The organism is Staphylococcus ureilyticus (assembly GCF_025558845.1).
In the GTDB taxonomy this organism is placed as follows: Bacteria; Bacillota; Bacilli; order Staphylococcales; family Staphylococcaceae; genus Staphylococcus; species Staphylococcus ureilyticus.
Genome location: NZ_CP094825.1, coordinates 62,842 through 88,357 on the forward strand (window position 1 = coordinate 62,842; position 25,516 = coordinate 88,357).

Here is a 25,516-nt window from a genome sequence, read left to right on the forward strand (position 1 = left end):
ATATAAATTGAAATTTTTAATAATTAACAAGAATTATATAAGATAAAGAACTGTCAAACAAAGGAGAGATTGTTTTGGTTGTTTTAATTCCAAATGATAATGAAAGAAAAGAGGATTTTAACAATAGTGAAGCTGAAAAAAAGCTATATGAAGCTTTTAAAAATTTAAGTGATGACTACTATGTTTTTCATTCAACGAATATACCTGTTAAAAATGGTAAACGAATATTAGATAAAGAGATTGATTTTATTATCTTTAATCCTTCCTATGGAATTTTATGTATTGAAGTTAAAGGTGGGCTCATAAAATACGAGGATAATATTCTGAGACAAAAGAAAAATAAAGAAATAAGTGATCAAAATAACGAAGATGATTATAAAAAAATATATCCATATAAACAACTAAAAAAAGTAAAATATAGTTTAGTAAATACATTAAAAAGAAAATACCCAAAAGGTGTTAAAGCCTATGAATTATATTCTTGTGTGTGGTTCCCTGATATCAAAAGTGAAAATATAACAGGTCAGTTACCACTAGAGTATAGGGACAATGGAATGTTATGCAAAGAACATATGAATGATGTTCAATATACTTTAGATAAGGTGTTTAAAGATTTAACAAATAATAATGTTATTAGAAAAAATGAAGAAGCAATAAAAACAGTAATTGATACAATAGCTCCTAAATTTACTGCTTTTATACCATTGAATGATTTATTTATTAATCATCAAACTACTTTCAAAGCTATGACAAAAAGTCAGATAGAAGTTATTAAATCGTTTGAAAATAACGAAGCCGTTCTTGTTGAAGGATTGGCAGGGACTGGTAAATCTATAATCGCTTTAGAACAGGCTAAAAAATTGACTGAAAACGAAAATGATACAGTCATATTTTGTTTTAATAGGCTTTTAAAAGAACACTTTATCAATCGTTTATCCAGTTTTGGTGAAAATATTAACGTTATGAATATGCTCGACTTATATCGTTGTGTTAATAAAATAGGTCATGAATCATTTAATAAAAAAGAGCAAGAACAATTTTTACAAAATTTGTTAAATAATATTGAAAAATTCCCCTTTAAAAATGTTGTTATTGATGAAGCTCAAGATTTTACAGCAGATATACTCAGCAATTTATATAAAATAACTCAAAAAAAGGGCGGGAAATATTATGCATTTTATGACTTGAATCAGAAACATACAAATAATAATACAGAAGATTGGTTACTTAAAAATGATTTAACTAAAGCGAAACTATACAACAATTGTCGAAATACATTTGAAATAGCTGAAACGATTTCAAAGTTAAAAACTGCAGGAGAAATGTATTGTAAACATGATATAAGCGGCACGAAACCCTCTATGAATATTATAAAAAACCTTAATGATATGAATAAACACTTATTAAAAAGAGTGGATTATTACATTGAACAAGGGATAAAAAAATCGAATATTGTTATTTTATCATTAGAAAATGAAGAGAATATGAATAAAAGTAAATTAGATGGATTAAATATTAGCTTTGAACGTGAGGAAGATAAAGTGTTATTCACAACAGCTAGAAAATTTAAAGGACTTGAAGCTGATGTCGTATTTATTGTAGATTTACAGGAAAATTTATTTGCTAATGAAAAATATCGAAACTTGCTTTATATTGCAATTTCCAGGGCAAAACATGTAGCTGAAATTCTTGTGGATTATGAAGACAATAAATATAGACGCTTGAAAAATTCTGTAATAAGAAATGATAGTGATAGTCTAGCTGATGTTTTATCAGAAAGATATAATATAGAACTAAAATATAACTATTAAACCACGTATAAATTAAATTTTTACAACAAAACCATTATAATGGAATAAATAATACAATTTTTTACTTATGGAATAGGGGAATAATTAGTGACATTATCAACTTTAATTAAAGAGATAGGAAATACATACCTTAAAGAAAAGGAATCGGGTGAATTTACGGGGGCGCCAGTTGGAGACTTAGTAAAAAATCAGATGGTCGATGAACTAAAAAATATTGAACGGCTGAAGAGTTTTAAACTCAAAGGTAGTATTGGAAATGGTAATTTTGCAGAAGTACCATGGGTTGCTATTATGGATGGAAATATAACAAAAAGTACTACTGAAGGAATCTATATTGTTTTCTTATTTAGTGGAGATGGAGAGAAGGTATTTCTTACTTTAAATCAAGGTGTTACGTATTTTAAAAATAAAAAATTAAAAAAACATGACATCGTAAAAATATCAAACTCGATCTATGGAATATTAGACGCTCCTGAAAGCGCGCCTATTCATATTGATTTAAAAGCTAAGACATCATTAGGGAAAGGTTATGAAAAAACCACGATTAGTGGCTTCGAATATTATATAAATGATTTGCCAGATTCTTCAATAATTGAAAATGACATGAATAAATTATTGAATGATTATGAACAGTTAATTGCTAAATATAAAGAAAATGGGCAAAATCTTGATCAATTTTATCGATATATTTTAAATGCAAAAGATAAAAAATACCAATTATTCAAAAATTTATTTAGAAATTTTGTAGAACAAAGTCAAATCAATATTACGAGTAATGATAAAAGTACTGAAATAAAACATGAAGGCCTTGAAGAGGTGAAAATTACTAAAATTAAAGATTATAACTCTATACAAATTTACGATGTTGAATTTCATATCCATCTATTTAGTAATGGACAATATGGTAGAAAAAACGGTGACGGTAGCGGTAAAATTCCATATGTATGTTATAAATACTCAAATGCAAGGTGGGCAACTATTAGAACAACTTTTGAAAATTATAAAATGAGTACTGTTAGAGTGACATTATGGGATGAAATAGATCAAAAAGAACAAGAAACAGGGCAAAGTTATAATATTGTAGATATGGACTTATTTTTGGACAATCCACCTAATGAATATTTCAAACAATTTTATGATGATTATATGGGTTATAAAAACGGGGTTGAACCAATGATAGAAAGTGAAATAGTGAAAGAGTTAACAGATAAATTATTAAAATCCAAAAACCTCATATTGAGAGGTGCTCCTGGAACAGGTAAGAGTTATCTAGCGAAAGCAATAGCTTGTAATATGATAGGGGCTTCTAATGAAGATCTAGAGTCTTCGGAACAATTTGAGTTTGTTCAATTTCATCCCAATTATGATTATACTGATTTTGTTGAAGGCATTAGACCTGTTATATCTCATGATGGCACTATGGGGTTTGATTTAAAATCAGGAATATTCAAAATGTTTTGTGAGCAAGCTTTAGAGACACAAAGTGGTAATTCTTCAGATAAAACGAGCGAAAAACATGAAAATCACATTAAATATGGCGATAATCATAAAAAGTATATCTTTGTAATTGATGAAATAAATAGAGGAGAAATTTCAAAGATATTTGGTGAATTATTTTTTTCAATAGATCCTAGTTATAGAGGAATAGCTGGAGCAGTAAAAACACAGTATTCAAATATGGATTCTGAAAAAGACAAATTCTATATTCCTGAGAACGTTTATATAATAGGAACTATGAATGATATAGATCGATCTGTAGATACCTTTGATTTTGCAATGAGACGTAGATTTAGATTTGTCGAGATTAAGGCGAATGAAAACCTTGAAATGTTAGATTCTCTCGGAGATGACAAAGATGAAGCAATTAATAGAATGATTAGCCTTAACGATGCAATATCTCAAGTTGATGAGTTGGACAGAAATTACCATATTGGGGCTGCGTATTTCTTGAAATTAAAAGATATAAGTTTTGAAGAACTATGGGAAGACTTTTTAGAACCGCTATTATCTGATTATATAAGAGGAATGTTTAATGAAGAAGAGATCATGGAATCATTTAAATCGGTTTATGATAACCCCAAAATAAGTTCAGAATTAGGTTCAGAAGATGAAGTTGGTTAAAATTAAGGATAATTCTACTGAATCTTCCAATGAGTTTTGTGAAATTCCCAATATAATTTCTTCAATATTAGATAAAAACATATCAGAACTTGATGAGACGGGCATATTTGTGTTCCCTAATAGTTTAAAAGAGCAAGAAGGCATAACAACAGATCAATTTATTCTTAATAAGGTTGGTCAAGAATATCGTTCCAGTAATATTATGGGATTTATAGGTTACAATGACGAAAATTTAATAATTGAATCGCGTTTTTCGGAAGGACAACAAGATTATTTTTTTCAATATTTAATAGAAAATGTTTTGAAAATACCTTATGTTATTGATCTAAATACAATAATTGACCAAGACAATAAAATTATTGATTTATTTATATTTATTTTTCCATATTACTTAAAGAAAGCTATGCGCAAAGGTTTGTTCAAACAATATACAAGAAATGAATATAACAATAATAATATAAAGGGCACTATTGATATTCAAAGACATATTAAAAATAACACACCTTTTATAGGTAATATTGCTTATTCCCAGAGAGAGTTTTCATATGATAACTATATGCTTCAGTTAATTAGACATACAATAGAATTTATTAAAAAAAGAAAAGAAGGCGCAGGCGTGTTAAATAGTGTCAGGAATGAAGTGAAGCAAATTCGTGAAGTTACTACAAGTTATAATCATATGGATAGAAATAAAATAATAGCGTTTAATAATAAGCGAACTATAAGACACGCCTATTATAAGGAATATAGAGAGTTGCAGAAACTTTGTTTAACAATTTTGCAGCGTCATAAGCATTATATTGGTAATGGTAAAGAGAAAATTCATGGTATTTTATTTGATGGAGCATGGTTGTGGGAAGAATATATTGATACATTAGTTAGCACAGATTTTTATCACCCTAAAAATAAAGGGGGGAGTGGATCTCAAAGATTGTTTAGTAGACATTTAGGACCGAAAATTGGGTTAGTTTATCCAGATTTTATTGGACGTAATCAAGAAAATAGAATAATTGCCGATGCAAAATATAAACCAATCCAAAATATAGCTAATAGAGACTATTTACAAGTTCTAGCTTATATGTTCAGATTTGATTCTAAAATAGGCTATTATTTCTATCCAAACCATAAAGAAACTAGGGATGAAGTATTATATTTAAATCAAGGGATTAGCTATGAGAGAAATGTGCAAATGCGTGAGGATATAAAAGTAACTAAACTTGGTCTTGCTATCCCTAAAGAAGTTGAAAATTATAAAGATTTTTCAAAGAAAATGAAAAAAGCTGAACAAGCATTTTTAGCTAAAATGTGATTTATCTGGTAATCTGAAAGATTAGATGGTGAAACTAAATTACTTTATCATTATTTAGAAAATACTATTCGTATTAAAAACAACAGAATAATAGTATAGAGTAGAGGCTGGGCGATTAATGTTATCCTGCTTCTTTTCATATTGGCAGTAGATGACTGAAAGTCTACTTCAAATTCAGCTTTATCATGTTTATCCATAAAGATGCACCTCAGAAGTTAAATTTTTAGTCCAACTTTTGGGGTGCACATTATTTCAAATATTTTACAGTCTTTTCCTAATACTAAGCACTACTAAATGGTTTTTCTAAACAGGGCTAATGTAGAGTTGCCAAAAGATTCTGTGTCTGTGTCAAAAGTTTCGACTACTTCGAATCCAAAGTATGTGATTTCTTTTATTAGATCTGTCTTTGACTTTTCTAAATAAGGAATAACTTTTAATGGTATTTTTATTTTTTCTCCATTTATTCGTACCATTCTATCTATATAATTTTCTTTATGAAAGTTCTTTAATTGTTCTTTAACTTGATCGTAATCCTCTATTGTATGGAATCCTTTGCCCCACTCTGATTTACAATGATCAACTAAGAAGTAACCATCCTTTTTTAAGACTCTTGCAACATTTTGTAGATGACATAATCTGTCTGAATTTTTATTAATCATGTGTAAGCAGCCCATATTCATAGCTAAGTCGAAAGTTTCATCTTCATATTTATTTAAATAAAGTACATTTCCAGTGCTGAATATAGATTTTTCTTCATTAAAGTTTCCAATTTTATCTTTTGCTTTTTCAATTGCACTGTGAGAAATGTCGATACCCTGTATATCAATATTTTGTTTGTGTAAAAAAATGGTATCTCTTCCTTCGCCACACCCTAAATCTATAACTTTCCCTTTAAATATATTTGGATATTTTCGGAAAACCATTAATAATGACTCATTTGGTTTTCCTGTTTCCCATAAATCAGCACCAATGCTATAAATTTTTTTATATCTTTCTTCGTAACCAAAATAGTAGTCATCGATATCAGCAAATAGTTTTTGAGCATCTTCATCATCTTCTATGGCTAAATTATAGTGATTTGAAAGTGAAATACGTGTGTTAGACACTAATAAATTTATAAAGTACTTTTTATTTTTGTGTATTTCAAACTTTTCTCCGACACCGATAAGAAATGGTTTTGCTACTTTATTTTTATTAGAACATTCTATTATGGCTAAACGACCACTTTCAACAGTTAGATTATTCTCTTTATCACTAGTTATTTTGAAAGTGCGCAAATCATTATTTTCTATAAATTGTAGAGTGTTAATCATCATCACCTTCTAACTCAAACAATAGTTTTTCTTTTAATTTAGAAGGATGTTTAAATGCTCTGCAAGTGTTTAATAATTTCCGAGCTTCATTTAAATTATTAGATTTTAATAATGAAAAATAGAGTGTTATTGGAATAATATCTCTTTGAGCGTTGCTACCTCCAAAATTTGTATTATTTACTAAAGGAAACAATTTTTTAGAAGCTTCAGAATAATTTTGTCTAGCAAAATCGTAAAAGCCACTTAATAAGTTATATTGTTCGTAATTAATTGTATTATATTGTCTTTCTCTTATTTGTTGAATAAGTGATTCAATTTTTTCTTTTTCATCTTTTAATATATAGGCTATTAAAGCATGTAAATCATTGAAAATAAAGTGACTATTATTTAAGTAATCGTCCCAATTGTTTAATGACTTATAAGGAATAATATTATTTTCATCCAATAAATGTAATCTCCAAAGTAGGGCAGTGACGTCTAAATCTTCAAACCCATTCTCAATGTTTTTGCGTATGATTTCATTCGTCATAATCTGTTTAACTTCTTTGAAATCCAAGTTGAATAAATGAAATACTGCTAAATGCCACCAAACATGAATTCTCATACCTTTATTACATTCCCAATATGGTTTCATTTTTTTCATCCACAATATGCCTTCTTGATATTTACCTGTTTCATAAAAATAATGACACATAGCATGTATTGAATATACATCTTTAGGGTTTATACTAAGTGCAATATCGGCTGCATTTTTTGCTTCTTCAAACATTCCATTTTCAATTAAAGCAAATGATTCAATACCTTTGCTATATCCATAAAAAGAATGGTTTGTATTTGTAAAAGCATTGACTACAATTTGTGATGTTTCAAGCATACTTTTTTGCCAACCAAGATTAAATTCCATCATATGAAGGGCAAAGAAAGCAAGTCGGTTTTTTGGGTTATTATTAAGTAATTCTCTATATTTTTGGTGAGCATCAGTGTATTTACAAGTGGCTTGTTTTCCTAAAGCATTATTTAAAAGTACGGTATCAGTATTATCTATTGAATTGATGTTTAGAATTTTTAAATTCTCTAATGCTTTATTATGCTTTCTTTTTTCCATGCTACTTAAATATTCAATTGTTTGTAATTGTAATAGAAATATATCTTGAGTATTAATATTTACATATTGAATGGGTTCAATCATTCCATAAAGATGATCATATAATTTTTCGATATTAATTTCTTGTTGCGAGTAATATACATTGTTATAAATATCTTTCCTTTTAATCAAATGATTTTTCAATTGTAGTGTTCCTTTCGTGATGTTCAATTTTTAATAAAAGCATTAATATAATTAACAAAATAAATGATGGTAACCAAACAAAGTTTAAATTGAATATACCAAGATAAATACAGAGTGCAAGAACTGGTAGCCCCAAAGCATTTCCCAGGGAATAAATATGTTTTACAGTATGACTAGAGTATGCTGTAACAATGATTTTTCTGAAAATAATTCTTGCGCTGCCAAAAGTGAAACCGAACAATAGCATTAATAGTAATTTCATTACTAGCGTTCCTTCAGCCAAATACCACATTACAGTGATAACAATACTTATTATAAAAAATAGAGACAACCAATTATTAGATCGTAATTTACTGAGTATTATTCCAATTAAAGCCATTCCCAGACCTAAAGCACAGTCCAACAGTGCGACTTCATGAACTTCTCCACTCTTAAAAGCTGTAAAAGTAGGTAACATAAAATTGATAGTTCCTAATATTGGCCACATAAGCATACTTATAAAGTAATGTGTAAATTTTACAGATTCTTTAGTATGAACTTCATCATCTTTAGAAGGTAGCTGATTATTCTTATTTTGTTTCCTAATGGCAAAATAAAGAAGCAGATAGATTAAGGCATACAATAAAAATATCCAATGAAGTGTGGTAAATTTAACAATTATTGAAACAAACAAAGGTCCTATCATTAAAGCAACTTGATTGATAGTCATTGAAAGTGAACTATATTTGTTAATAAATACTTCACTTTCCTTTTCAACTAATTGTGAAAACCAAAATTCTAAACTTGTTTCCAAAAGGAAAAATACAACCCATAAAGCAAAATTTAGAATGATTAACTGCAAAGCGTTTCGATAGCATACTGTTATGATAATGACTATATAAAATAGTATTAAGAAAGATAATTTTGTCAAGCCAGCACCAGAATAATTTTTAAAGAATAGCCCTATTAGAAATGGAGTGAATATTGCTGGCAAAAATGAAAGGATTGTAGCCAGCGCTAAATCACTCGTAGATTCAGGATTTGCGAGTTCCCAATTTATAATGAGGATTAAACCTCCACAGATAAATCGATATAGTGCAGTAATGGTTAAATATTTAGTCATTATGAGCATCACCGCAATCAAAAATTTTATTTGCTAATTCACTGGCTTTGTGAATATGTTTGTATGTTTTTGAAGTTGGTAACTCAGGCCAGTTCAATTGAATGAGTCCTTCACGATTACTCCAATTTTCAGGGTCAGTTACGATATCTCCAACTTTTTTTAATACATTTATTTTTTTGATTTCGGGATCTTTTGATACATCTGGATAATGAATATGCATGATTTTACCTTTTTGAGCTTTCATAAATGCTATGGCAGAAGTTTTTTTGGGAGTAAATGGATATGTAGGTTTTACGTCATTGTTAATATACATAGATATATGAAGGCTGTAGGGGTTAATGTTATAAGAAGATTCGACTAAATCCATAATAGCATCGCCACCAGGTCTAGCTGCAGCTTCTATGACATAGAGGTTGTTGTCTTTAATTTTTATTTCAACATGAGCAATTCCGCGCGTAATACCTAGAGATTTACAAGTTTGTATTGCCAGGTCTTTAATATTTTTATCTTTATATCTGAAACTGGGAACTAAATGACCCATTTCAGTAAACCACGGTCTAGATGATAAATATTTCTCTGTAACAGTAATGACTTCATAGAAATTATGACCACACAGTACTTCAACTGAAACTTCATCATCACTATCAATAAATGCTTCGATCAGAAATCCACTTTTAGAAACTTGGAAATCATCTGCATAGACCTCTATCGTTTGTTTCGATTTAGTATAGGCATCCACACATTCTTGTTTATTATTGGCTAAATAAACACCGCCACTACCTCCGAAATCAACCGGCTTTATAATTACTGGAAAATTAAATTCATTCATTAGCTGTTCTAATTGTAATACACTATTAAAATACATAGACTTTGGTGTGGGGATATTAAACTTTTCAAATATTGACTTCATTATACTTTTATTTCTACAAGCGTTTATGACTTGTTCTTCAAGGTAAGGCAAACCGTAGTCTTGATTTAGTTTGTTAGCGACTTTTAGTGTCCAATCATTTAAAGGAACAATAGATTTAGGTTTGTAGCCTTGCGTTTTATAGTAAGCTATTTCATTTTTTATTTCTTCATAGTTTAAAGGATTGGCATTAATACAAAAATCCCAATAAGCATTATATTGATATTTTGCATTCTTAATAGCTGTCCAAACTTGAAAATCTCCGATTGCTTTACCACCTGCATAAGATCTTTCTCTAAGGAACTGATCTGCACCTAATAACAATAGATATTCTTTCATATGAGCCTCCTCATTCATAAAACATTTATTATATAAAAATAATACCATATAATTTTATGGTTTAAAATGATATAAAAATAGATTGTGAGTTTTATTTTTGTCGAAGGTCTTTATAGATATTTCTTAGAAAGTGTTAGTTTTAAACATATAAAAGACTTAAGAATATTTACTTAACCTGTCAGGTTTATTTTTTTTAAAGTTACAATGTGCAACATGATTTATCTATCTTAAAAGGTAATCAAGGAATAAAAAGACAAGGTAGAATGATGGGAGTTATTGAAGCGCATAATGTAATAATTGGGATTCTTGCACTTAAGAAGAAAATGAAATTGTAAATGATCTGAAATTTTATTTAGAAAAATCTATATAAAAAGCGTAGACAATATTTTACTATCATCTACACTTTTAACATATTCAAAATTCAAAAAATATTACTAATTTTTAATAAATGACCCTCATTAGAGCACTTTTATTACTTAATGATTTCAATTGTAAGAGGGACAACAAAATCTTCACCTTTATTTACTGTAACAATACCTATAATTGCATAAACAAATCCTGCAATTGATAAAACAAATAGTGGAATATAACCTATTAGTACGATAGTCAATATCCAAGATATAATAATATAACAAGTATAACTTATTGCAAAATTCAAGTAATTTTTACCTTGCTTGTTCAAGTATTCAGATTCGTCCTTTTTCATAAGCCATATAATTAATGGACCGATAAAACCTGTGAATATGTTTAATATCCAAATTAACATAGCCATTGTTTTATCATTTTGACTTACATTTGGAAAAGCATGTGGATTTTTCGATTGATTTAGTAAATTCATTTTTTAACCCCTTTGTTTTTATATATAGTATCAAAATACTATATAACTATATTAATTGATTTTGCAAAACTTGTATACTCAAATTTATCTTGCATATAAATATTATTAACATACAGAGAGTATTTGAATTTTAATATGCATATTCGTAATCACATAACCTCCAAAGGCCACAATGCCTATAACATCCCATCAAGTTTAAAGTGACCATATCAGTGATATGTACATAATAAAGCTTACGACAAAGGGGGTGGAAAATAATGGCAGTAGAAACACATAAAGGTTGTGTTAAGTGTGGACATACAGAAATTGAAGAAGGAACACTTTCAGCGACAGGTTCAGGTTTTTCTAAAATATTTGACTTGCAACATAATAATTTTACAACAATAACATGTAAAAATTGTGGGTATACAGAATTTTATAAAGTAGATAAAAATAGAACAACAGATATTGTCGATTTGTTCTTTGGAGGATAGAAATTATAAATAATTACACGGTGCATAAAATACTGTTTTACGATAACTGTATAAATACAGGTGGAATTTTATCGTATATTATAACTAGTCAACATTATGAGGTGGACTATGAAATCTTTTTAATTAGATTTCTAGTTCACTTTTTTAATTTAACATTTACTTCTATTTAATTTGAACTTAATACTATTTTGTTACGTTCGTGGTAATCAATATGAATTGGTAACTTAAAAAATAGATAGGAGTGGCGTTATTTTATGAAAAAAAGTACCTCGAGTATCATATTTACGATATCAGTGGCAGGCATTTTTGTAGGGACACAAGATGCTAGTGCATCGGAAGTAGAGGATCAACAGAAAACAACAGAAACAACCAATGAAACGAATCAAAATGATGATACAATCACACAAACTTCAGATAAAGCGTTGGAAACAGAATCACCTTCTAATAAAGTAGATAACTTAGAGCGTAATAATCAGAGATATGCAGCAAATGATACAAAGGCACAGTCAAAAGCAAATAATAATCAAAATTCAACTTCATCTAAAAATGCTGATGAGGAAGTAGATCAAGATACACAAATTACATATAAGCAACAAGGTGAAAGTAATAAACATATACAACCATCTAATAACCAAGGACAAAAAGAATCATATACAGCAGCGAAAGAACAACCAAAGTTACCAAATCAATCGACTTCCAATCAGTATAACCCAGGAAATAAGCAACACTGGGAAAATGAAGCGGATAAAACTGATGAAGCTACTTCAGAGCAACAGTACAAAGAGGAAGAATTAGATAAAGGAACAACAGAAGATAATCATAAGTCGAACAAATCGTTAACATCAGATGAAACAGCTACAACAAAAAATACAAATCAGCAAAATCAATCCTCTCAACAAAATAATGCTGAACGTGCTAACCAGGAATCTGATAATAAAAAAACAACTTCAAAACAAACACAATCCAATGACCATCGTTATGCGATCATGACGATTGGCAAAGATAACACCGAAAAGAATTTAACTTGGTATCATGAATCGGACGAGCAAGGTTATGTGGAAATTGCAAAAGCAAATGAGCAGGGTGATTTTTCTAATGCAAGACGTCTAGAAGGAGAAACACATAAAGGTAGCAACACAAAACGCTTGCTAAATAAAAATATACCAAAAATGAATTATACTCATGCAACGCTACCTCAATTAGAAGAAAATACAACTTACATGTATCGCTTTTTTAATGGTGTAAATGGAGAAAAATCCCCGATACGTCGTTTTGATACGAATAATAATGGAGAAACGAATTTTATCGCAGTCGCTGATCCACAGCTAGGTGCTTCAGGAGATTTAGTAGCGGATAATGCAGGATGGCAAAATACTGTGAATCAAATGGCACAGTTAAATAAAAATCCAGATTTCTTAATGAGTTTGGGAGATCAAGTCAATTTGCCTTGGGATGAAAAAGCATATAGTGGTTTTATAGAAGCCAAAGGGATGGAAAATTTCACAGTTGTTCCTACTTTAGGTAATCATGATCGTGCCAATAAAGCATATTCTGAACATTTTAATCTTCCTAATTTGCAAAATGGTGGTAAAAACCTTGCGAGTTCTGATTTTTATTTTATGCACAATGATACACTTTTTGTCAGTTTGAACTCTGAGAGTTTGGATTATAAAGGGCACGAAGAGACGATGAAACGTGCGATTGCAGATACTAAAGATCAAAATACCAAGTGGATTGTCGCACTCACTCACAGAAATCCATATTCAGCAGGCAAACATTCTGATAAGTTAGCAACAAAAATCAGACGTGATAAATTTGCGCCGTTGATGAAAAAGTACAATGTTGATTTAGTATTAGGTGGACATGACCATTCTTATAGTCGTTCACATGTTATGAATGGTAAAGATGCTCAAGTAAAATGGGATGAAAATTGCGCAGCACCACAAACATATTCAAATCCAAACGGTACAATTTATGTAACATTAAACTCTGCTAGTGGCAGCAAATTCTATGAATTAGATGGAAAAAAGGATTATGCAGTTAAATCAATACAGGACAACCAACCTGCTTATACGAAAGTGAACATCACGAAGGATTATATTGAAGTATTAACATACCATGTACCACAAGGTAATGAAAAACTTGGTGAACCGATTGATCGTGTCCGCATTAATAAAGATGATAATTAAACCTGCTTTCAGTTATGATATAACAAGTTATAATTTTATCAAAATATAGAGCGGTAAGTCATCGGGTTGTGTGACGTCACTATACGCTACCATTGATATGAGTTGCGTATTGTAATTGTAATGTTGAGTTTTACAGTGTGAGTGTGATATATCGCAAGTACTCATTTTTACCTACATCGCAATTTTAGAGAAATACGATATTTAACACCTTCATGAATAAAGCATAGTCAGAGTTGCAGAAACTAATAATATAGTAAACCTGCAACTCTATTTTTATTTAAATCCTTACCTGTTTCAGTATCAAACACAAAATAAAGACGAAGTGCTGATAAACACTTCGTCGATAGCATAATAATGATTAAATTTGTCTTTTGTAGTTATTGTAATTTTGACTCTAATTGATGTACAAGATGGGTGAGCATAGCATTAATAGGCGTAGATATGTTGAATGTTTTTCCATAAGCAGCTATTTGCCCATTAAGGTAATCTATTTCTGTTAAACGTCCGTTTGTATAATCTTGATGCATTGATGGATAATGAAGGCCTTGAGCTTCTTTTGGATAAGCTGCTTCAACTTTTTTTAATAGTGCATGACTATCTAAATGAATACCTTTTGCTTTGGCAACTGCGACAATTTCTTTAATGATAGGCATAACCATTTCAGCTGAATCCGGATGATTACCAAATTCATAAATGGTTTTGTTTAATATCGTACATAAAGGATTTAAAACACTATTTAATGTAGCTTTAGACCATATTGCTTCGAATACATTATTACTAATTTGAGCATTCAAATTTGCATCATTAAGAATTTGAAGTATAGCATGCGTATGGTCATCGGTCTCACCATCTGCGCTTTGTAAATATATAGATCCTTCACCCTCTAATAATAGTTGTCCTGGTCCACGTAGACCTGCAGTCCACATCGTTACTGCTAGATAAATTTGAGATAAAGGGACGATTTGTGATAATCGTTCTTCATGACCTAAGCCATTCATCATACTCATTATAGCTGTATTTTGATGGATGCAACCAGCTTCTTGTAATTGCTGTAACATTGCTTCCGAGTGCATAGCCTTAGTCAAGATAATGATAAGGTCAAACTCAGTTGAAACATCTTTGGTTAAAACTGCTGGGATGTTGACTGAATAGTTATCCGTTTCTGTTTTAATGTCCATACCATCTGTATTAATACGTTTGACGTGTGCTTCCCAATTATCAATAAGTGTAACATCATAGCCAGCTTCTTTTATGGACACACCAATTCGTCCACCCATTGCGCCAGCTCCTGCTATGCCTATCCTATACATCGAAACACGCTCCTTCGTTATTTTCAGTTTGAAAAATATTAAAATACAATTTAACTATATCATTTACATATATCGACAACAATATTGTGCAATTTATAACTATTTGAATGTTTATGTGAGGGTTGTAAAGAGGTAATTGAATCGTTAATAACTTTTAAAATTTAAATATATGAATGATTACGTGAAAATTAAGAGAAGATAAAAACCCCCAAACAGTGGATTTTCATTGTTAACCATCTTCAATCAAAATCCTATATATACTTGCATTTAAAAAAATATGATGTATGATGAAAGTGAATAATTACACTATGCATTTAACGTATGCCAAATCGTAGGAGTGATAACTTCAAACGACTGTTAAATGATTGTCATGATATAGCGACTTGTCATTATTATTTGGTTCAAACATCGTAAATAGAAGTATGAGCGTAGTTGTCAATCACAATCATTTGATGGGAATTTGAGAAATCGTTACTAATTTAGGGATTGTTCCACTTGAATGAAGTTTAAATAACTAAAGCCAAGCGGTATTCAATACTAAAGGAGTGATTGATTATGCGTAAAGTAGGTAAATTATTATCAACGACGGCCGTTGTATCAACACTTGTAGTAGGATCCTCAGCAACGTATTTTTCGACGATAACGAATGACGTACAAGCAGCGGAACAAGTTCAAAAATGGGGTAGTGGTGAAGGTGGTTCAAGTGGTGGAGAAAGTATGAATAGTCAAAACGTTTCAAAATTACAATCACAAACACCATGGTATAAGTATGAAGGCTATACGACATACGACCCAACATTTACGTTAGATTATAATTTCGTTAGAGCTATGAAATATGACAATGCAACTATCAATGGATATAAAGTAGATCCTAAAGCGTATAAAGATCATGCTTATAGTAAAACAATTTACGATACAACGATAGATTTTAACGATAAAGACGAAGTTATCCAAATGAGCTTTAAAACGAAACCCAAATCTGTAACTAAATCAGAATTTATAAAAGCACATGAATCTAACATGGATAAAGACGATGATGCTTCAGAATTAAAAGATGAGACAATGATTCCGTTTTATACAAATAATGGTGGTTCATATAAGGGATTCTTTGATGAAGATGGTTATTTAACTAAAATAATTATTGGGCAATAATTCAATGTCGTATTTTACAAAATCATTGTTATCAGTTATAGAACGCATTGATTATTGATAAAAATCCAGAAAATATGAAGTTGGCTATATATCATGCGCGTGTAGTTAACACAAAGCGTATGGAAGCCTGATATTTCAACCCCTCAAGAGCAGGAGACAATCAGATTTAAACCTGATTCTCTTCTGCTTTTACATTTTTTTAGAAAATGTGTGTTAAGCATTACTAATATAATATTAAAGTTTTTTGGCTATTTCAATAAACGTAGCACTGTTTATCCAGTTTCTTCATAAATATAATTTAATATAAAAAGATGCCACCTTTCTAACAGTTACCAAAATTGAATAATACGATTACGTTGACATTAACAATAGTTGTAACTATAATGGTTACACGAGGTGGTTGGTATGAAAATAAGCAGTCGTTTTACGGTAGCTGTTCATATATTAGCTTTAATTAAGATTGAAAAAGAATATACTTTAACATCGATTCAAATCGCAGATAGTGTGAATACGAATCCCGTGGTTATTCGAAGATTGATGGGAAGACTTAAAGAAGCTGGTTTTATTGATGTATCTCGAGGCAATTCAGGTGCTAAGCTTTTGAAATCTTTGGATGAAATTACATTATTTGATGTCTATAAAGCTGTGGAAGTGGTTGAAAAAGGACATTTATTCCAAATACATGAAGATACGAATATCAATTGTACAGTTGGTGCCAATATTCAAAGTGTGTTGGAAGTTATTTTAGAAAGTGCGCAAGACGCAATGGAAGCGGTATTAAAAGGTGTCACATTAGACAGTATCGTCAATAAAATACTCGTAAATAACGGATAAATCTATCCGTATGACCGACTTGTAACTGTAACTATTACAATTACAACCGTAATTAAAAAGCATTTAATAAATTATTTTAAAGCAACCTAAACGATTATCACAAACCTTATTAAATTGAAAGGAGGGCTGGTTGTTCACTGAAAATAAGTATTTATTCTGTGTGTCTATTTTGTTTTATAGGTAAAGATCAACATAAAAAAGTAATCTAAGAAACTGGCACAGATGTATCTATAGAAGGGCAAACGTTTGAGTTAAGACCAAAACCGTAACCGTTAGCACAATTAGATCTGTTAGTGACTTGTCAAAAATAGCATTTTGTCAGAAATTGTCATTGTAACAATGAAAGCAGTTTACCCTTTTATTATTAGCATTTTATCGTTATTAGTAGTTATTTTAAACATATTATATTGATTAAAAATTGGAGGAATTTATTATGAAAATTGGAATTATTGGAGCAACTGGAAAAGTTGGAAATTTGGTATTAGAAGAAGCAATAGAAAGAGGACATGACGTCACAGCCATCGTTAGAAATGCTTCAAAATTATCTAATAGTAATATAAATGTACTAGAAAAAGAAATATACGACATTACAGCGGAAGACTTAAAAGATTTAGATGTAGTTGTGAATGCTTTTGGTGCACCACTTGGTGAGGAAGAAGCACATGTAACTGCTGGGCGCGCATTAATTGAAGCATTAAAAGGAATAGATACAAGAGCGATTATTGTAGGCGGTGCTGGTAGTTTATATGTTGATAAAGCACAAACGACTAAGTTAATAGATACGCCAGAATTCCCAGAAATATTTGTACCTACTGCAAAAGGTCAAGGTAGAAATTTACAAGATTTAGAAGCTACACAAGGTATAACTTGGACCTTCCTTAGCCCATCTGCAGATTTTAATGCAGAAGGTGTCAGAACAGGGGGTTATCAATCAGGGAAAGATAATTTATTAGTGAATTCAAATGGTAATAGCTATATTAGTTATGCTGACTTTGCAATTGCCATTTTAGATGAAATTGAAAATCCACAACATAAAAATGAACGCTTTACAGTTGTTGGAGAAGAAGCGTAAGTATATAGTAGATAATTTAATTTTATTGGGGAAGAGGTAGAAACTTAGTATCTTAGAAAATTTACACAATAGGGATGGGTAATCATTAGATTTATTGAAAAATATCTTGTACCTATTCTAGGATAATAATGAAAAAATTCAGATGAATTGATACTTATGTATAAGTAGTGTACATTTTCATTTCAGTAAACTACTGCACTTATTAGAATTTAAAGCGAAAAATAAATATGTATTTTAAAAAGAACGAAATGATATGCTCCCTTCAAAGTAGACACTTAAAAATGTAAACTTTGAAGGGACCTTTTTATATACAATTACCAGTATTAATGGATTGATAATAATCATCAAAGTCATTCCTAATTTTGACGAATTCATGAAATTTTAAATCCGCGATTTTATACATTTAATTACTATTCGAAAGTAGAGCAGTCATTAAAATTAATTCATTTAGGTATATCACGCCATGAAAATCTGTTTTATAAATTTTATTTTAAATAAATAATAAGTTTTAGAATTTTTTAAAAAAATATAACAAACTCATTGCGGACAATTGAGTTAGGTGATATTAAGATATAAGTAAGTTTTATATAAGGAAGGAGAAAAGAAAATGAAGATTTTCAAACAACACGAACAAAAACAGCGTTTTTCAATCAAAAAATACCATTTTGGTGCGGCTAGTGTTTTAATAGGCGCTATATTATTTGTTGGTACAACAAATGATGCGTCTGCTGCTGAATTGGATGAAAAACCTTCTTTGACTGTAGATATTGGAAACATAGATTCAAAAGTAGCACCAGAAATATCAAAAAACTCAACAGACGCTTCAAAAGCTGAAAACGTACTCTCGAAAGAAGTGGCGATGACATCAGAGAATCAAGCAGATGCAACGAAATATGAGAGTACAGTTGTAAAAGAAACATCAAAAGCTACAGAAAATCAAACAGACGCTTCTAAAACAGAAAATGTATGCTCGAAAGAAGTGGCGGCAACACCAAAAAATCAAACAGATACATCGAAATTTGAGAACACAGCTGTAAAAGAAGCGTCAGAAGCTACAGAAAACCAACAAGATGCTTCAAAAGAAGTATCAGCAACACTAGAAAACAAAATAAATACTTCAAAATCAGAGAATGTAACAGCAAGTGAAACACCTAAATCTATAAAAAAACGTGACATTCCAGATGCATATGATTCAAACAGCATGCTTAGAAGCGCGAATGAAAGTTTAACTCAACCCCCTGCGGATGGTTATAGTGTTAACTCTGAACTCCCAACTAATAATAAGGTGACATATAAAATTCATAAAGCGACTGATCCGAAACAATATACATTCGAAGTAGCTAGAAGAGGTGAAAGTGGAGACAGACAATATGTCTTTTCTGTTAGAAAAGAGGATGTTGATCATGTAGGGGCGCCCACAAAATTTTTCGTTACGGTATTTAATAAAGATAAAAATACATTAGTAAAAGAGATTGATATCAAGACCATTACTCCTAGTGATATTCAGCTCGATGAAATGACTTTTTTAAATATAGTTGCAAAAAAGAATGGATTTTCATTCAGGTTAAATAAAATCGATGTAAATGAACCATCAAATTTTCTTCCCATCTATGGAAATTCTGCACAATTGGTAACGGGTGAGGTTGTGAGTTATTCAATTGTGTTACCACATTGGAAAGGTCAGACAACATATTACTATGATGAACAAGGTAGAGAAATTACACCATCATTCACTCAATATGGATGGACTAAGAGTACTTATACAACAGAACCTCCAGAAATTGCTGGATACGCATTTGATAGTACAAGAGCGCCACTTAATCAAAATGGAAAAATTAACAAACAATCTTCTAAAATAATTGGTAATGTTCGATATAGTAAAGCGACAACGAGTCGTGGCACAATGTATCATAAAGATAAAATTCTTGACGATAAAAGCACTGTAGAAAGTGAAGTATGGTTTACTTATGCTAAAGCACCGGATACATTTGATCCAGTGAATGGCAGTAGTGCAGATAGAGGAAGAATAGCATCGAATAATCTGCCAGATATAAATTATGATTTTGAAAAAAATACTAATGGTTATGAATTTAGAGAAAAAATTGTAGATGGCGCATCTGAAGGGAAATATCAACAACTCGGTTTGGAGGGGAAAGTGATATTTCAAAAATTCCGTTTCCATAAAAATGGATTACCTTCAAATGTAGCAATATCTGTTTCAGATTATGATGGGGGCGATGCAACGTCTAGCTCAGTTGTGAGACTAAAAAGAGGTGAAGTGACTAATTCCCGATATGATAATGGAAGAACATTTGATATTTCGAATAACTTTGAGTATCCAGATACTGTTGAGTACTATTATATTAGCCAAAAAGGGGAGGTAGTTGTTAGTTATGTTGATACGGAAGGCAATGAATTAAAAGGCCTTGTTGAAGATGTGAAAGGTGGGTTTGCAGGCACAGATTATGATACTGTAGTAGACCATCGTCCAGTGACAATTGAAAAAGATGGAAAAACTTATAAACTCGTTTCAGCAGGTAATTATACGATAGGTAAAGTTGATGACCAGGGTCATTTAACTACATCGGATGCACCGATAGGTAAAATAGCGGTAGGGAAGAAGACGGTTACTTATGTTTACGAAGAACTGAAACAAGGTAATGTCGTGGTGAATTATGTTGATGAAGCAGGAAATCCGATTAAAAAATCTGTAGAGGATACACCGGAATCAAACGTAGATACGGCGTATGATACGACGGATTACAAACCGAAAATCATTGGAAAAGATGGGAAATTATATTTATTCTCAAAAGTAAAAGAAGGAGATCATGAAAAAGGAAAAGTTGTAGAAGGAACAACGTCAGTGACATACATCTATAAAGTATTAGGCAGATATATTCCGTTTATTCCAGAAAATCCAGGAGATGCGTATGACCCAAGTAAACCAGGTACAAATAGGCCACCAGTATTGTATGATGAGACGCCAGAAGAACCGTCAGATAATCCACCATTACCATACATTCCAGGTTATACACCGAAGGATCCAAGTGGTAATCCATTGATTCCAGTAGATCCAGACCATCCATAAAGAGGATACATTCCACCATCTATAACAGATCCAAAGGACCCATCAAAGGATACGCCAGTGCCGTACGAGAAAGACTCAACACCACCAAACACACCGAATACGCCAAGTACACCGGATACACCGAATACACCGAATACGCCAAGTACGCCGAACACACCAAGCACACCGGATACACCGAATACGCCAAGCACGCCGGATACACCAAGCACACCGGGTACACCAAGCACACCGGGTACACCGAATACGCCAAGCACACCGGATACACCGAACATACCGAGTACACCAAGTACACCGAACACACCGAGTACACCAAATGAACCAAATGCACCAAGCACACCAAATACGCCGAATACACCGGATACATCAAGTATGCCAGACACACCAAATACGCCGAATACACCGGATACACCGGATACACCAAGTATGCCAGATACACTAAATACATCAAATGTATCAAGTTCGGAAAATACATCAAATGTTTTAGAAACATCTAATACAATTAAAAAGAAACAATTGCCAAAAACAGGAGAAACGAATAATACTGGATTTTTTGCGAGTGTACTCGCGTTAATTGGCGGTATACTACTTACTGTGTTTAGAAGAAAGAAAAACTAAAGTCTTTGGATTAAAGTGTTACGAATACTTTGTTAAATCGCACTAATATAATCTTTGAGGATTAAGCAATCATGGGTTGCTTAATCCTTTTTTTGCTTTGTATAGCATAATAATTCTACGATAAAACCTCGTTACAACATTGATAGTAAATCAAAACAGTGGAACTTTTTAGAGATATTCTGTTGCAATCTATTTAAAAAATTATGATTTGCTAAGTCAAAAAATATACTGAATAAAGCAATTAAAGATTTTCATACTATCCTTATTTGTATTTCATTTTTTTGGCGAAATATGGTTGGCTAGTAGAGATTTTCCAAATGAGATTAAGTCACTTTCTTGGTTACCAAGCATATCTATAGCATCTTGTTCTCCGCTTTTCCATTTCTAATAATAGTTACTTACTGTCACCTGTGAATTTGGAAACTGATATAAGATAAATGAGCAACTTTCATCTAAATATAAAAGTTCCTCTAACTTTGGTTCCTTTTCATGTTTATTAAGTTTAGGCTATCAAAGGTATACAAAAGCTAAATTTAAAATTCATATTTATTTTTACTTTTTTTAAATACAATGATAATATACGCTAACATTAAAAATTGTATAACAGTACCAATCACTATTGTATAAAATGTCAAATTATCGTGTGGTTCTCCTGTATAGCTTAGTATAAAAGTTGCTAAAACTAGCTCAAGTACTACACCTGTAGAAGATCCTATCTGATGTGAAAAGTTAACTAATCCAGAAGCAATGCCTGATTGGTCCGTTGATACGTTGTGCATGCCTAAATTCGTTAATGGGGTGAATATAAATCCCTGACCTATACCGATTAAAATGAGAGAAGGGATAAATAAAATAATTTGAGAATGATAATAGATACATAGTGCTAACGCGACCATACCTATAATTGAAATAATGATACCTTGTATGAGGAGTGAAATATTGGTTTTGCGCTCTAACAATTTATGTATATTTAGCGCAGTAATAAAATTAAAGCCAGTTGTGAAAATGAGTAATGATCCTGTAGTTATCGGTGATAAATGAAATACACTTTGGAGATAAATACTCATGTAATACCAAAAACTAAAACTCGTACATAAAAATAAAAAACGTAAAAAATAGCTTGAGCGATGATATTTAAAAAATATCATATGAAAATTTATTTGACATTAATGAACCGACGATGTTAAGCAATACATTAAAAAATGTTTCACGTGACACAATGAAATTTGATGAACGATTAGATTTACAACTACAACAAGGTGCTTCTATTGATAAAGCAACTTTCGCGCGGTTAATGGATTCTTTATAAAATAATATAGTATGTAGTTTTTATATGTGCGAAGATACAAACATAAAATTTATGTAGAGAAATTTTGAGAGTATTTGAATATACTATAATTTTAGTTGTTGAGAATTAGCTATTATTTCTCAACAACTTTTGTATTTAATAATGAAGAAACCTAGTAACTTTGAAATGATAAATATTTAGATATAAAATTGTTTACAGCAATTTGGATTTATATTCGTTTAATTCAGATTAATTGTTAAGTTCATCATATTTTACGCTTAACAACTAATTTTAATTGGCACGATAATAATTACATCGTCAAATGGTATAGCGTTCCGTTTGATATTGAATTAATAAACTTGTAGTTATTTGAAATTGTTCTTTGAATAAAGTGATATAACCGATATAATGGATGTGAATAACTAGGAAAAGGTGAATTTAATGAAACAGATAAAAACTCATCATTTAAATCATAAAAAAAGTTTGAATCATCAATTTAAATTGTCTGGTATCGCACTGATTATGACTACGACTTTAATAGGATATGGTATAAATCCAACATCATCTGCAATGGCGAAAGAAAGTACTGATGTGAAAGCTGATACGTATTTGACTAGCGAACAAGCGTTAGAAAAGCAAATTCAACAAGCTAAAGAAAAAATAAAGAAATTGAAAAATATAAAGCGTAGTGAAAAGCGTGATACGATTCAAAAAATGGAGAAGGCTAAAAGCATTGAAGAGGCCAAAGTAATATTGGAAAAAGCTGAGAATGATGACAATCGTCTCAGTGAACAACAAAGCGTATCTGCTAACATCCAAACAGAAGATAGCAATATTACTGAAGATAATCATGAATCGGACGATGACAAAAAAGATATTTCAGATAATCAAAAACATGTAACTGATCATCAAGAAAAAACTGTTCCTAGTGAGAAAACAGACTCAAGTAACTTACCTGAGCAAGAAAATAATCAAACGCAAAACGCTCATGATCGCATAACTAGTGAAAATTCACAACAGAACTTAGATCAATTGCTTGATAAAATTGATGCATTATCAAATGAAGTTGATGGGGGTAAACTAAAAAACGATAATGAAGCGTTAAGAGATACTGGAGACAATCAAGAACAACAAAATGAGGTTGCGAAAAGCACTAACAGTACAGGTGAAAAAAATCAGGCAGAAAAAAACACACCTGAAAAAACGTCTCGTTCAGATCATGATGCTCCCCAACCATTAGAAAAATTTGAAAAAGATATTGATAAAGTAACGACAAAACAAGCTAAAAACAATGACAACTTAGATGACTATGTAGCAACTAAAGAAGCAAAGTTACAAACATTAACATCAATGCTTTCAGAGCGTGATTCAATATCTAAAGAGAATAAAAGTAAAATGGCAAAAGAAATTAAGCAAGTTGAACAAAATTTAAATGAACAACATGATATTGTGCTGGATCAATTGAAATCTGTAGACAATAAAGACCGAGCAGTTAAAGATATCATTAATCGTACTTTTGATGACAGACATGCTCAATCTATCTTAGAACGTATAGACACAGATGGTAAAACAGATCAACAAATTGCCAATCAGGTAATCAGTCAATTAGACGGTTTGTCTACAACTTCAAGTGACGATATTTTACAAGCGATGTTTGATAAGACAGGCGATAAGCAAGCGTTGGTTAAAACGATATTGTCAACGCATTTGAACGATGTGGATGCATCTCGTATTGCTGAAAAAATTATGCGAGACAATCCTGATAACGAACAAATTGTAGCGTTACTAAAACAAAATTTTGGGGACAATGTAACAAGTGATGATATTTTAGAAACGCTATTGGATCAATCTGAAGATAAACGCCAAGCCTTGGAAACGATGTTGGCTAGCAAATTAAATGATGCGAAGGCACAAGCACTTGCTGATGTTATTGCTAAAAAAGAAGATGCTAAGCATAATATTGTTGATTTAATGAAATCAGGTCTTGATCAACAGTTGAATGACTTATTAAAAGTTGATAAAGATATAAGTAACTTTAGAGATGATATCCATGGTATCTTTGAACCTTTGAAAAATACACCAAGCATTGCTGATACATTGGATAAAAGATCATTAAATAAAGGTGACAAAATATCGACATTATTGGATGCAGAGACACAACGACTTCAAAAACCAAGTCTGTTGAGTGGCTTATTCAGTGGTGATGGTTTATTAGATGGTGTGCGAGATATACCGAACCCATCACCTGGACGTGCTTTATCTATAGGTGAATCAGACGGCTTCTTGAGTGGTTTGTTCGATGATGAAGGTAATTTCTCGTTACCTGATGCTGGTACAGTAATGAAAAAATCAACGATTCCAGTAGGTATCGTGTTGTTAATCGTTGGTGGCGGACTGATATGGTTTGCTAAACGTAAACAGTCGAAAAAATTATAGTTTATCAATTTAAACAGGTGCTAAGGCTACT

General features: G+C 31.0%; 20 protein-coding genes. 12 read left to right on the plus strand and 8 right to left on the minus strand.

Annotated features, from left to right (window positions below; genetic code table 11):
- Window positions 1–74: 74 nt before the first annotated feature.
- The 3 genes from MUA21_RS00300 to MUA21_RS00310 all read left to right on the plus strand — a co-directional run bounded on the left by MUA21_RS00300 (window position 75) and on the right by MUA21_RS00310 (window position 5,241).
- Window positions 75–1,811: an ATP-binding domain-containing protein gene (locus tag MUA21_RS00300; protein ID WP_262561552.1), complete on the plus strand. Its 1,737-nt coding sequence runs from the start codon at window positions 75–77 to the stop codon at window positions 1,809–1,811.
- A gap of 87 nt (window positions 1,812–1,898) precedes the next feature.
- On the plus strand, window positions 1,899–3,932 hold the full coding sequence (locus tag MUA21_RS00305; RefSeq protein WP_262561553.1) for an MrcB family domain-containing protein: 2,034 nt from the start codon (window positions 1,899–1,901) through the stop codon (window positions 3,930–3,932).
- Window positions 3,919–5,241 (plus strand): 5-methylcytosine restriction system specificity protein McrC, encoded by a 1,323-nt coding sequence (locus MUA21_RS00310; RefSeq protein ID WP_262561554.1) that lies wholly within the window; start codon window positions 3,919–3,921, stop codon window positions 5,239–5,241. The genes MUA21_RS00305 and MUA21_RS00310 overlap by 14 nt, the downstream gene beginning before the upstream one ends.
- A 290-nt stretch (window positions 5,242–5,531) precedes the next feature.
- Here MUA21_RS00310 and MUA21_RS00315 read toward each other — a convergent pair whose 3' ends face one another.
- The 5 genes from MUA21_RS00315 to MUA21_RS00335 form a co-directional block, all read right to left on the minus strand.
- Window positions 5,532–6,554 carry a class I SAM-dependent methyltransferase gene (locus MUA21_RS00315; RefSeq protein WP_262561556.1) on the minus strand — a complete coding sequence of 341 codons (1,023 nt, stop codon included), beginning with the start codon at window positions 6,552–6,554 and terminating at the stop codon, window positions 5,532–5,534.
- Window positions 6,547–7,842 carry a tetratricopeptide repeat protein gene (locus MUA21_RS00320; RefSeq protein WP_262561557.1) on the minus strand — a complete coding sequence of 432 codons (1,296 nt, stop codon included), beginning with the start codon at window positions 7,840–7,842 and terminating at the stop codon, window positions 6,547–6,549. Before MUA21_RS00320 ends, MUA21_RS00315 begins: the two co-directional genes overlap by 8 nt.
- Window positions 7,823–8,944 (minus strand): MFS transporter, encoded by a 1,122-nt coding sequence (locus MUA21_RS00325; protein ID WP_262561559.1) that lies wholly within the window; start codon window positions 8,942–8,944, stop codon window positions 7,823–7,825. The genes MUA21_RS00320 and MUA21_RS00325 overlap by 20 nt, the downstream gene beginning before the upstream one ends.
- Window positions 8,937–10,190 (minus strand): ATP-grasp domain-containing protein, encoded by a 1,254-nt coding sequence (locus MUA21_RS00330; protein WP_262561560.1) that lies wholly within the window; start codon window positions 10,188–10,190, stop codon window positions 8,937–8,939. The genes MUA21_RS00325 and MUA21_RS00330 overlap by 8 nt, the downstream gene beginning before the upstream one ends.
- A gap of 472 nt (window positions 10,191–10,662) precedes the next feature.
- The gene (locus MUA21_RS00335) at window positions 10,663–11,028 is read right to left on the minus strand and encodes a DUF4870 domain-containing protein (protein ID WP_070038702.1); all 366 of its coding nucleotides are present in this window, start codon (window positions 11,026–11,028) and stop codon (window positions 10,663–10,665) included.
- A 257-nt stretch (window positions 11,029–11,285) separates the two neighbouring features.
- On the opposite strand from MUA21_RS00335, the gene MUA21_RS00340 reads away from it, so the two are divergent.
- Both MUA21_RS00340 and MUA21_RS00345 read left to right on the plus strand, forming a co-directional pair.
- Entirely contained in the window at window positions 11,286–11,501 is a 216-nt protein-coding gene (locus tag MUA21_RS00340; protein WP_262561561.1) for a zinc ribbon domain-containing protein, read from the plus strand.
- A 254-nt stretch (window positions 11,502–11,755) separates the two neighbouring features.
- Window positions 11,756–13,690: a purple acid phosphatase family protein gene (locus MUA21_RS00345; protein WP_262561563.1), complete on the plus strand. Its 1,935-nt coding sequence runs from the start codon at window positions 11,756–11,758 to the stop codon at window positions 13,688–13,690.
- Between the two features lie 377 nt (window positions 13,691–14,067).
- On the opposite strand, the gene MUA21_RS00350 is transcribed toward MUA21_RS00345, so the two are convergent.
- A complete protein-coding gene (locus MUA21_RS00350; protein ID WP_262561564.1) occupies window positions 14,068–15,000 on the minus strand; it encodes a ketopantoate reductase family protein in 933 nt (310 codons plus the stop codon).
- Window positions 15,001–15,555: 555 nt separating this feature from the next.
- On the opposite strand from MUA21_RS00350, the gene isaB reads away from it, so the two are divergent.
- From isaB to MUA21_RS00370, 4 genes are all read left to right on the plus strand, one after another.
- Entirely contained in the window at window positions 15,556–16,152 is a 597-nt protein-coding gene (isaB, locus tag MUA21_RS00355) for an immunodominant staphylococcal antigen IsaB family protein (protein ID WP_070038710.1), read from the plus strand.
- 405 nt (window positions 16,153–16,557) lie between these two features.
- The gene (locus MUA21_RS00360; protein ID WP_262561565.1) at window positions 16,558–16,986 is read left to right on the plus strand and encodes an Rrf2 family transcriptional regulator; all 429 of its coding nucleotides are present in this window, start codon (window positions 16,558–16,560) and stop codon (window positions 16,984–16,986) included.
- A 433-nt stretch (window positions 16,987–17,419) separates the two neighbouring features.
- A complete protein-coding gene (locus tag MUA21_RS00365; RefSeq protein ID WP_262561566.1) occupies window positions 17,420–18,058 on the plus strand; it encodes an NAD(P)-dependent oxidoreductase in 639 nt (212 codons plus the stop codon).
- A gap of 607 nt (window positions 18,059–18,665) precedes the next feature.
- Entirely contained in the window at window positions 18,666–21,146 is a 2,481-nt protein-coding gene (locus MUA21_RS00370; RefSeq protein ID WP_262561567.1) for a MucBP domain-containing protein, read from the plus strand.
- Here the strand turns inward: MUA21_RS00370 and MUA21_RS00375 are convergent.
- Window positions 21,086–21,526 (minus strand): hypothetical protein, encoded by a 441-nt coding sequence (locus MUA21_RS00375; protein WP_262561568.1) that lies wholly within the window; start codon window positions 21,524–21,526, stop codon window positions 21,086–21,088. The genes MUA21_RS00370 and MUA21_RS00375 overlap by 61 nt on opposite strands.
- On the opposite strand from MUA21_RS00375, the gene MUA21_RS00380 reads away from it, so the two are divergent.
- Entirely contained in the window at window positions 21,516–21,761 is a 246-nt protein-coding gene (locus MUA21_RS00380) for an LPXTG cell wall anchor domain-containing protein (RefSeq protein ID WP_262561569.1), read from the plus strand. The genes MUA21_RS00375 and MUA21_RS00380 overlap by 11 nt on opposite strands.
- 533 nt (window positions 21,762–22,294) lie before the next feature.
- Here the strand turns inward: MUA21_RS00380 and MUA21_RS00385 are convergent.
- Window positions 22,295–22,909, minus strand: a complete 615-nt coding sequence (locus MUA21_RS00385; protein WP_272884826.1) for an MFS transporter — start codon at window positions 22,907–22,909, stop codon at window positions 22,295–22,297.
- A 32-nt stretch (window positions 22,910–22,941) separates the two neighbouring features.
- Between MUA21_RS00385 and MUA21_RS00390 the strand changes: the two genes are divergently transcribed.
- Both MUA21_RS00390 and MUA21_RS00395 read left to right on the plus strand, forming a co-directional pair.
- Entirely contained in the window at window positions 22,942–23,070 is a 129-nt protein-coding gene (locus MUA21_RS00390) for a hypothetical protein (RefSeq protein ID WP_258085587.1), read from the plus strand.
- 420 nt (window positions 23,071–23,490) lie between these two features.
- Complete coding sequence (locus MUA21_RS00395; RefSeq protein WP_107525813.1) at window positions 23,491–25,485, plus strand: hypothetical protein; 1,995 nt, start codon at window positions 23,491–23,493, stop codon at window positions 25,483–25,485.
- Window positions 25,486–25,516 lie beyond the last annotated feature (31 nt).

Coding starts and splice junctions, on each gene's coding strand:
- MUA21_RS00330 (WP_262561560.1), bottom strand. CDS start 10,190: ATGAAAGAATATCTATTGTTATTAGGTGCAGATCAGTTCCTTAGAGAA.
- MUA21_RS00380 (WP_262561569.1), top strand. CDS start 21,516: ATGCCAGACACACCAAATACGCCGAATACACCGGATACACCGGATACA.
- MUA21_RS00360 (WP_262561565.1), top strand. CDS start 16,558: ATGAAAATAAGCAGTCGTTTTACGGTAGCTGTTCATATATTAGCTTTA.
- isaB (WP_070038710.1), top strand. CDS start 15,556: ATGCGTAAAGTAGGTAAATTATTATCAACGACGGCCGTTGTATCAACA.
- MUA21_RS00385 (WP_272884826.1), bottom strand. CDS start 22,909: ATGATATTTTTTAAATATCATCGCTCAAGCTATTTTTTACGTTTTTTA.
- MUA21_RS00335 (WP_070038702.1), bottom strand. CDS start 11,028: ATGAATTTACTAAATCAATCGAAAAATCCACATGCTTTTCCAAATGTA.
- MUA21_RS00340 (WP_262561561.1), top strand. CDS start 11,286: ATGGCAGTAGAAACACATAAAGGTTGTGTTAAGTGTGGACATACAGAA.
- MUA21_RS00345 (WP_262561563.1), top strand. CDS start 11,756: ATGAAAAAAAGTACCTCGAGTATCATATTTACGATATCAGTGGCAGGC.
- MUA21_RS00365 (WP_262561566.1), top strand. CDS start 17,420: ATGAAAATTGGAATTATTGGAGCAACTGGAAAAGTTGGAAATTTGGTA.
- MUA21_RS00390 (WP_258085587.1), top strand. CDS start 22,942: ATGTTAAGCAATACATTAAAAAATGTTTCACGTGACACAATGAAATTT.
- MUA21_RS00370 (WP_262561567.1), top strand. CDS start 18,666: ATGAAGATTTTCAAACAACACGAACAAAAACAGCGTTTTTCAATCAAA.
- MUA21_RS00395 (WP_107525813.1), top strand. CDS start 23,491: ATGAAACAGATAAAAACTCATCATTTAAATCATAAAAAAAGTTTGAAT.
- MUA21_RS00350 (WP_262561564.1), bottom strand. CDS start 15,000: ATGTATAGGATAGGCATAGCAGGAGCTGGCGCAATGGGTGGACGAATT.
- MUA21_RS00325 (WP_262561559.1), bottom strand. CDS start 8,944: ATGACTAAATATTTAACCATTACTGCACTATATCGATTTATCTGTGGA.
- MUA21_RS00315 (WP_262561556.1), bottom strand. CDS start 6,554: ATGATTAACACTCTACAATTTATAGAAAATAATGATTTGCGCACTTTC.
- MUA21_RS00310 (WP_262561554.1), top strand. CDS start 3,919: ATGAAGTTGGTTAAAATTAAGGATAATTCTACTGAATCTTCCAATGAG.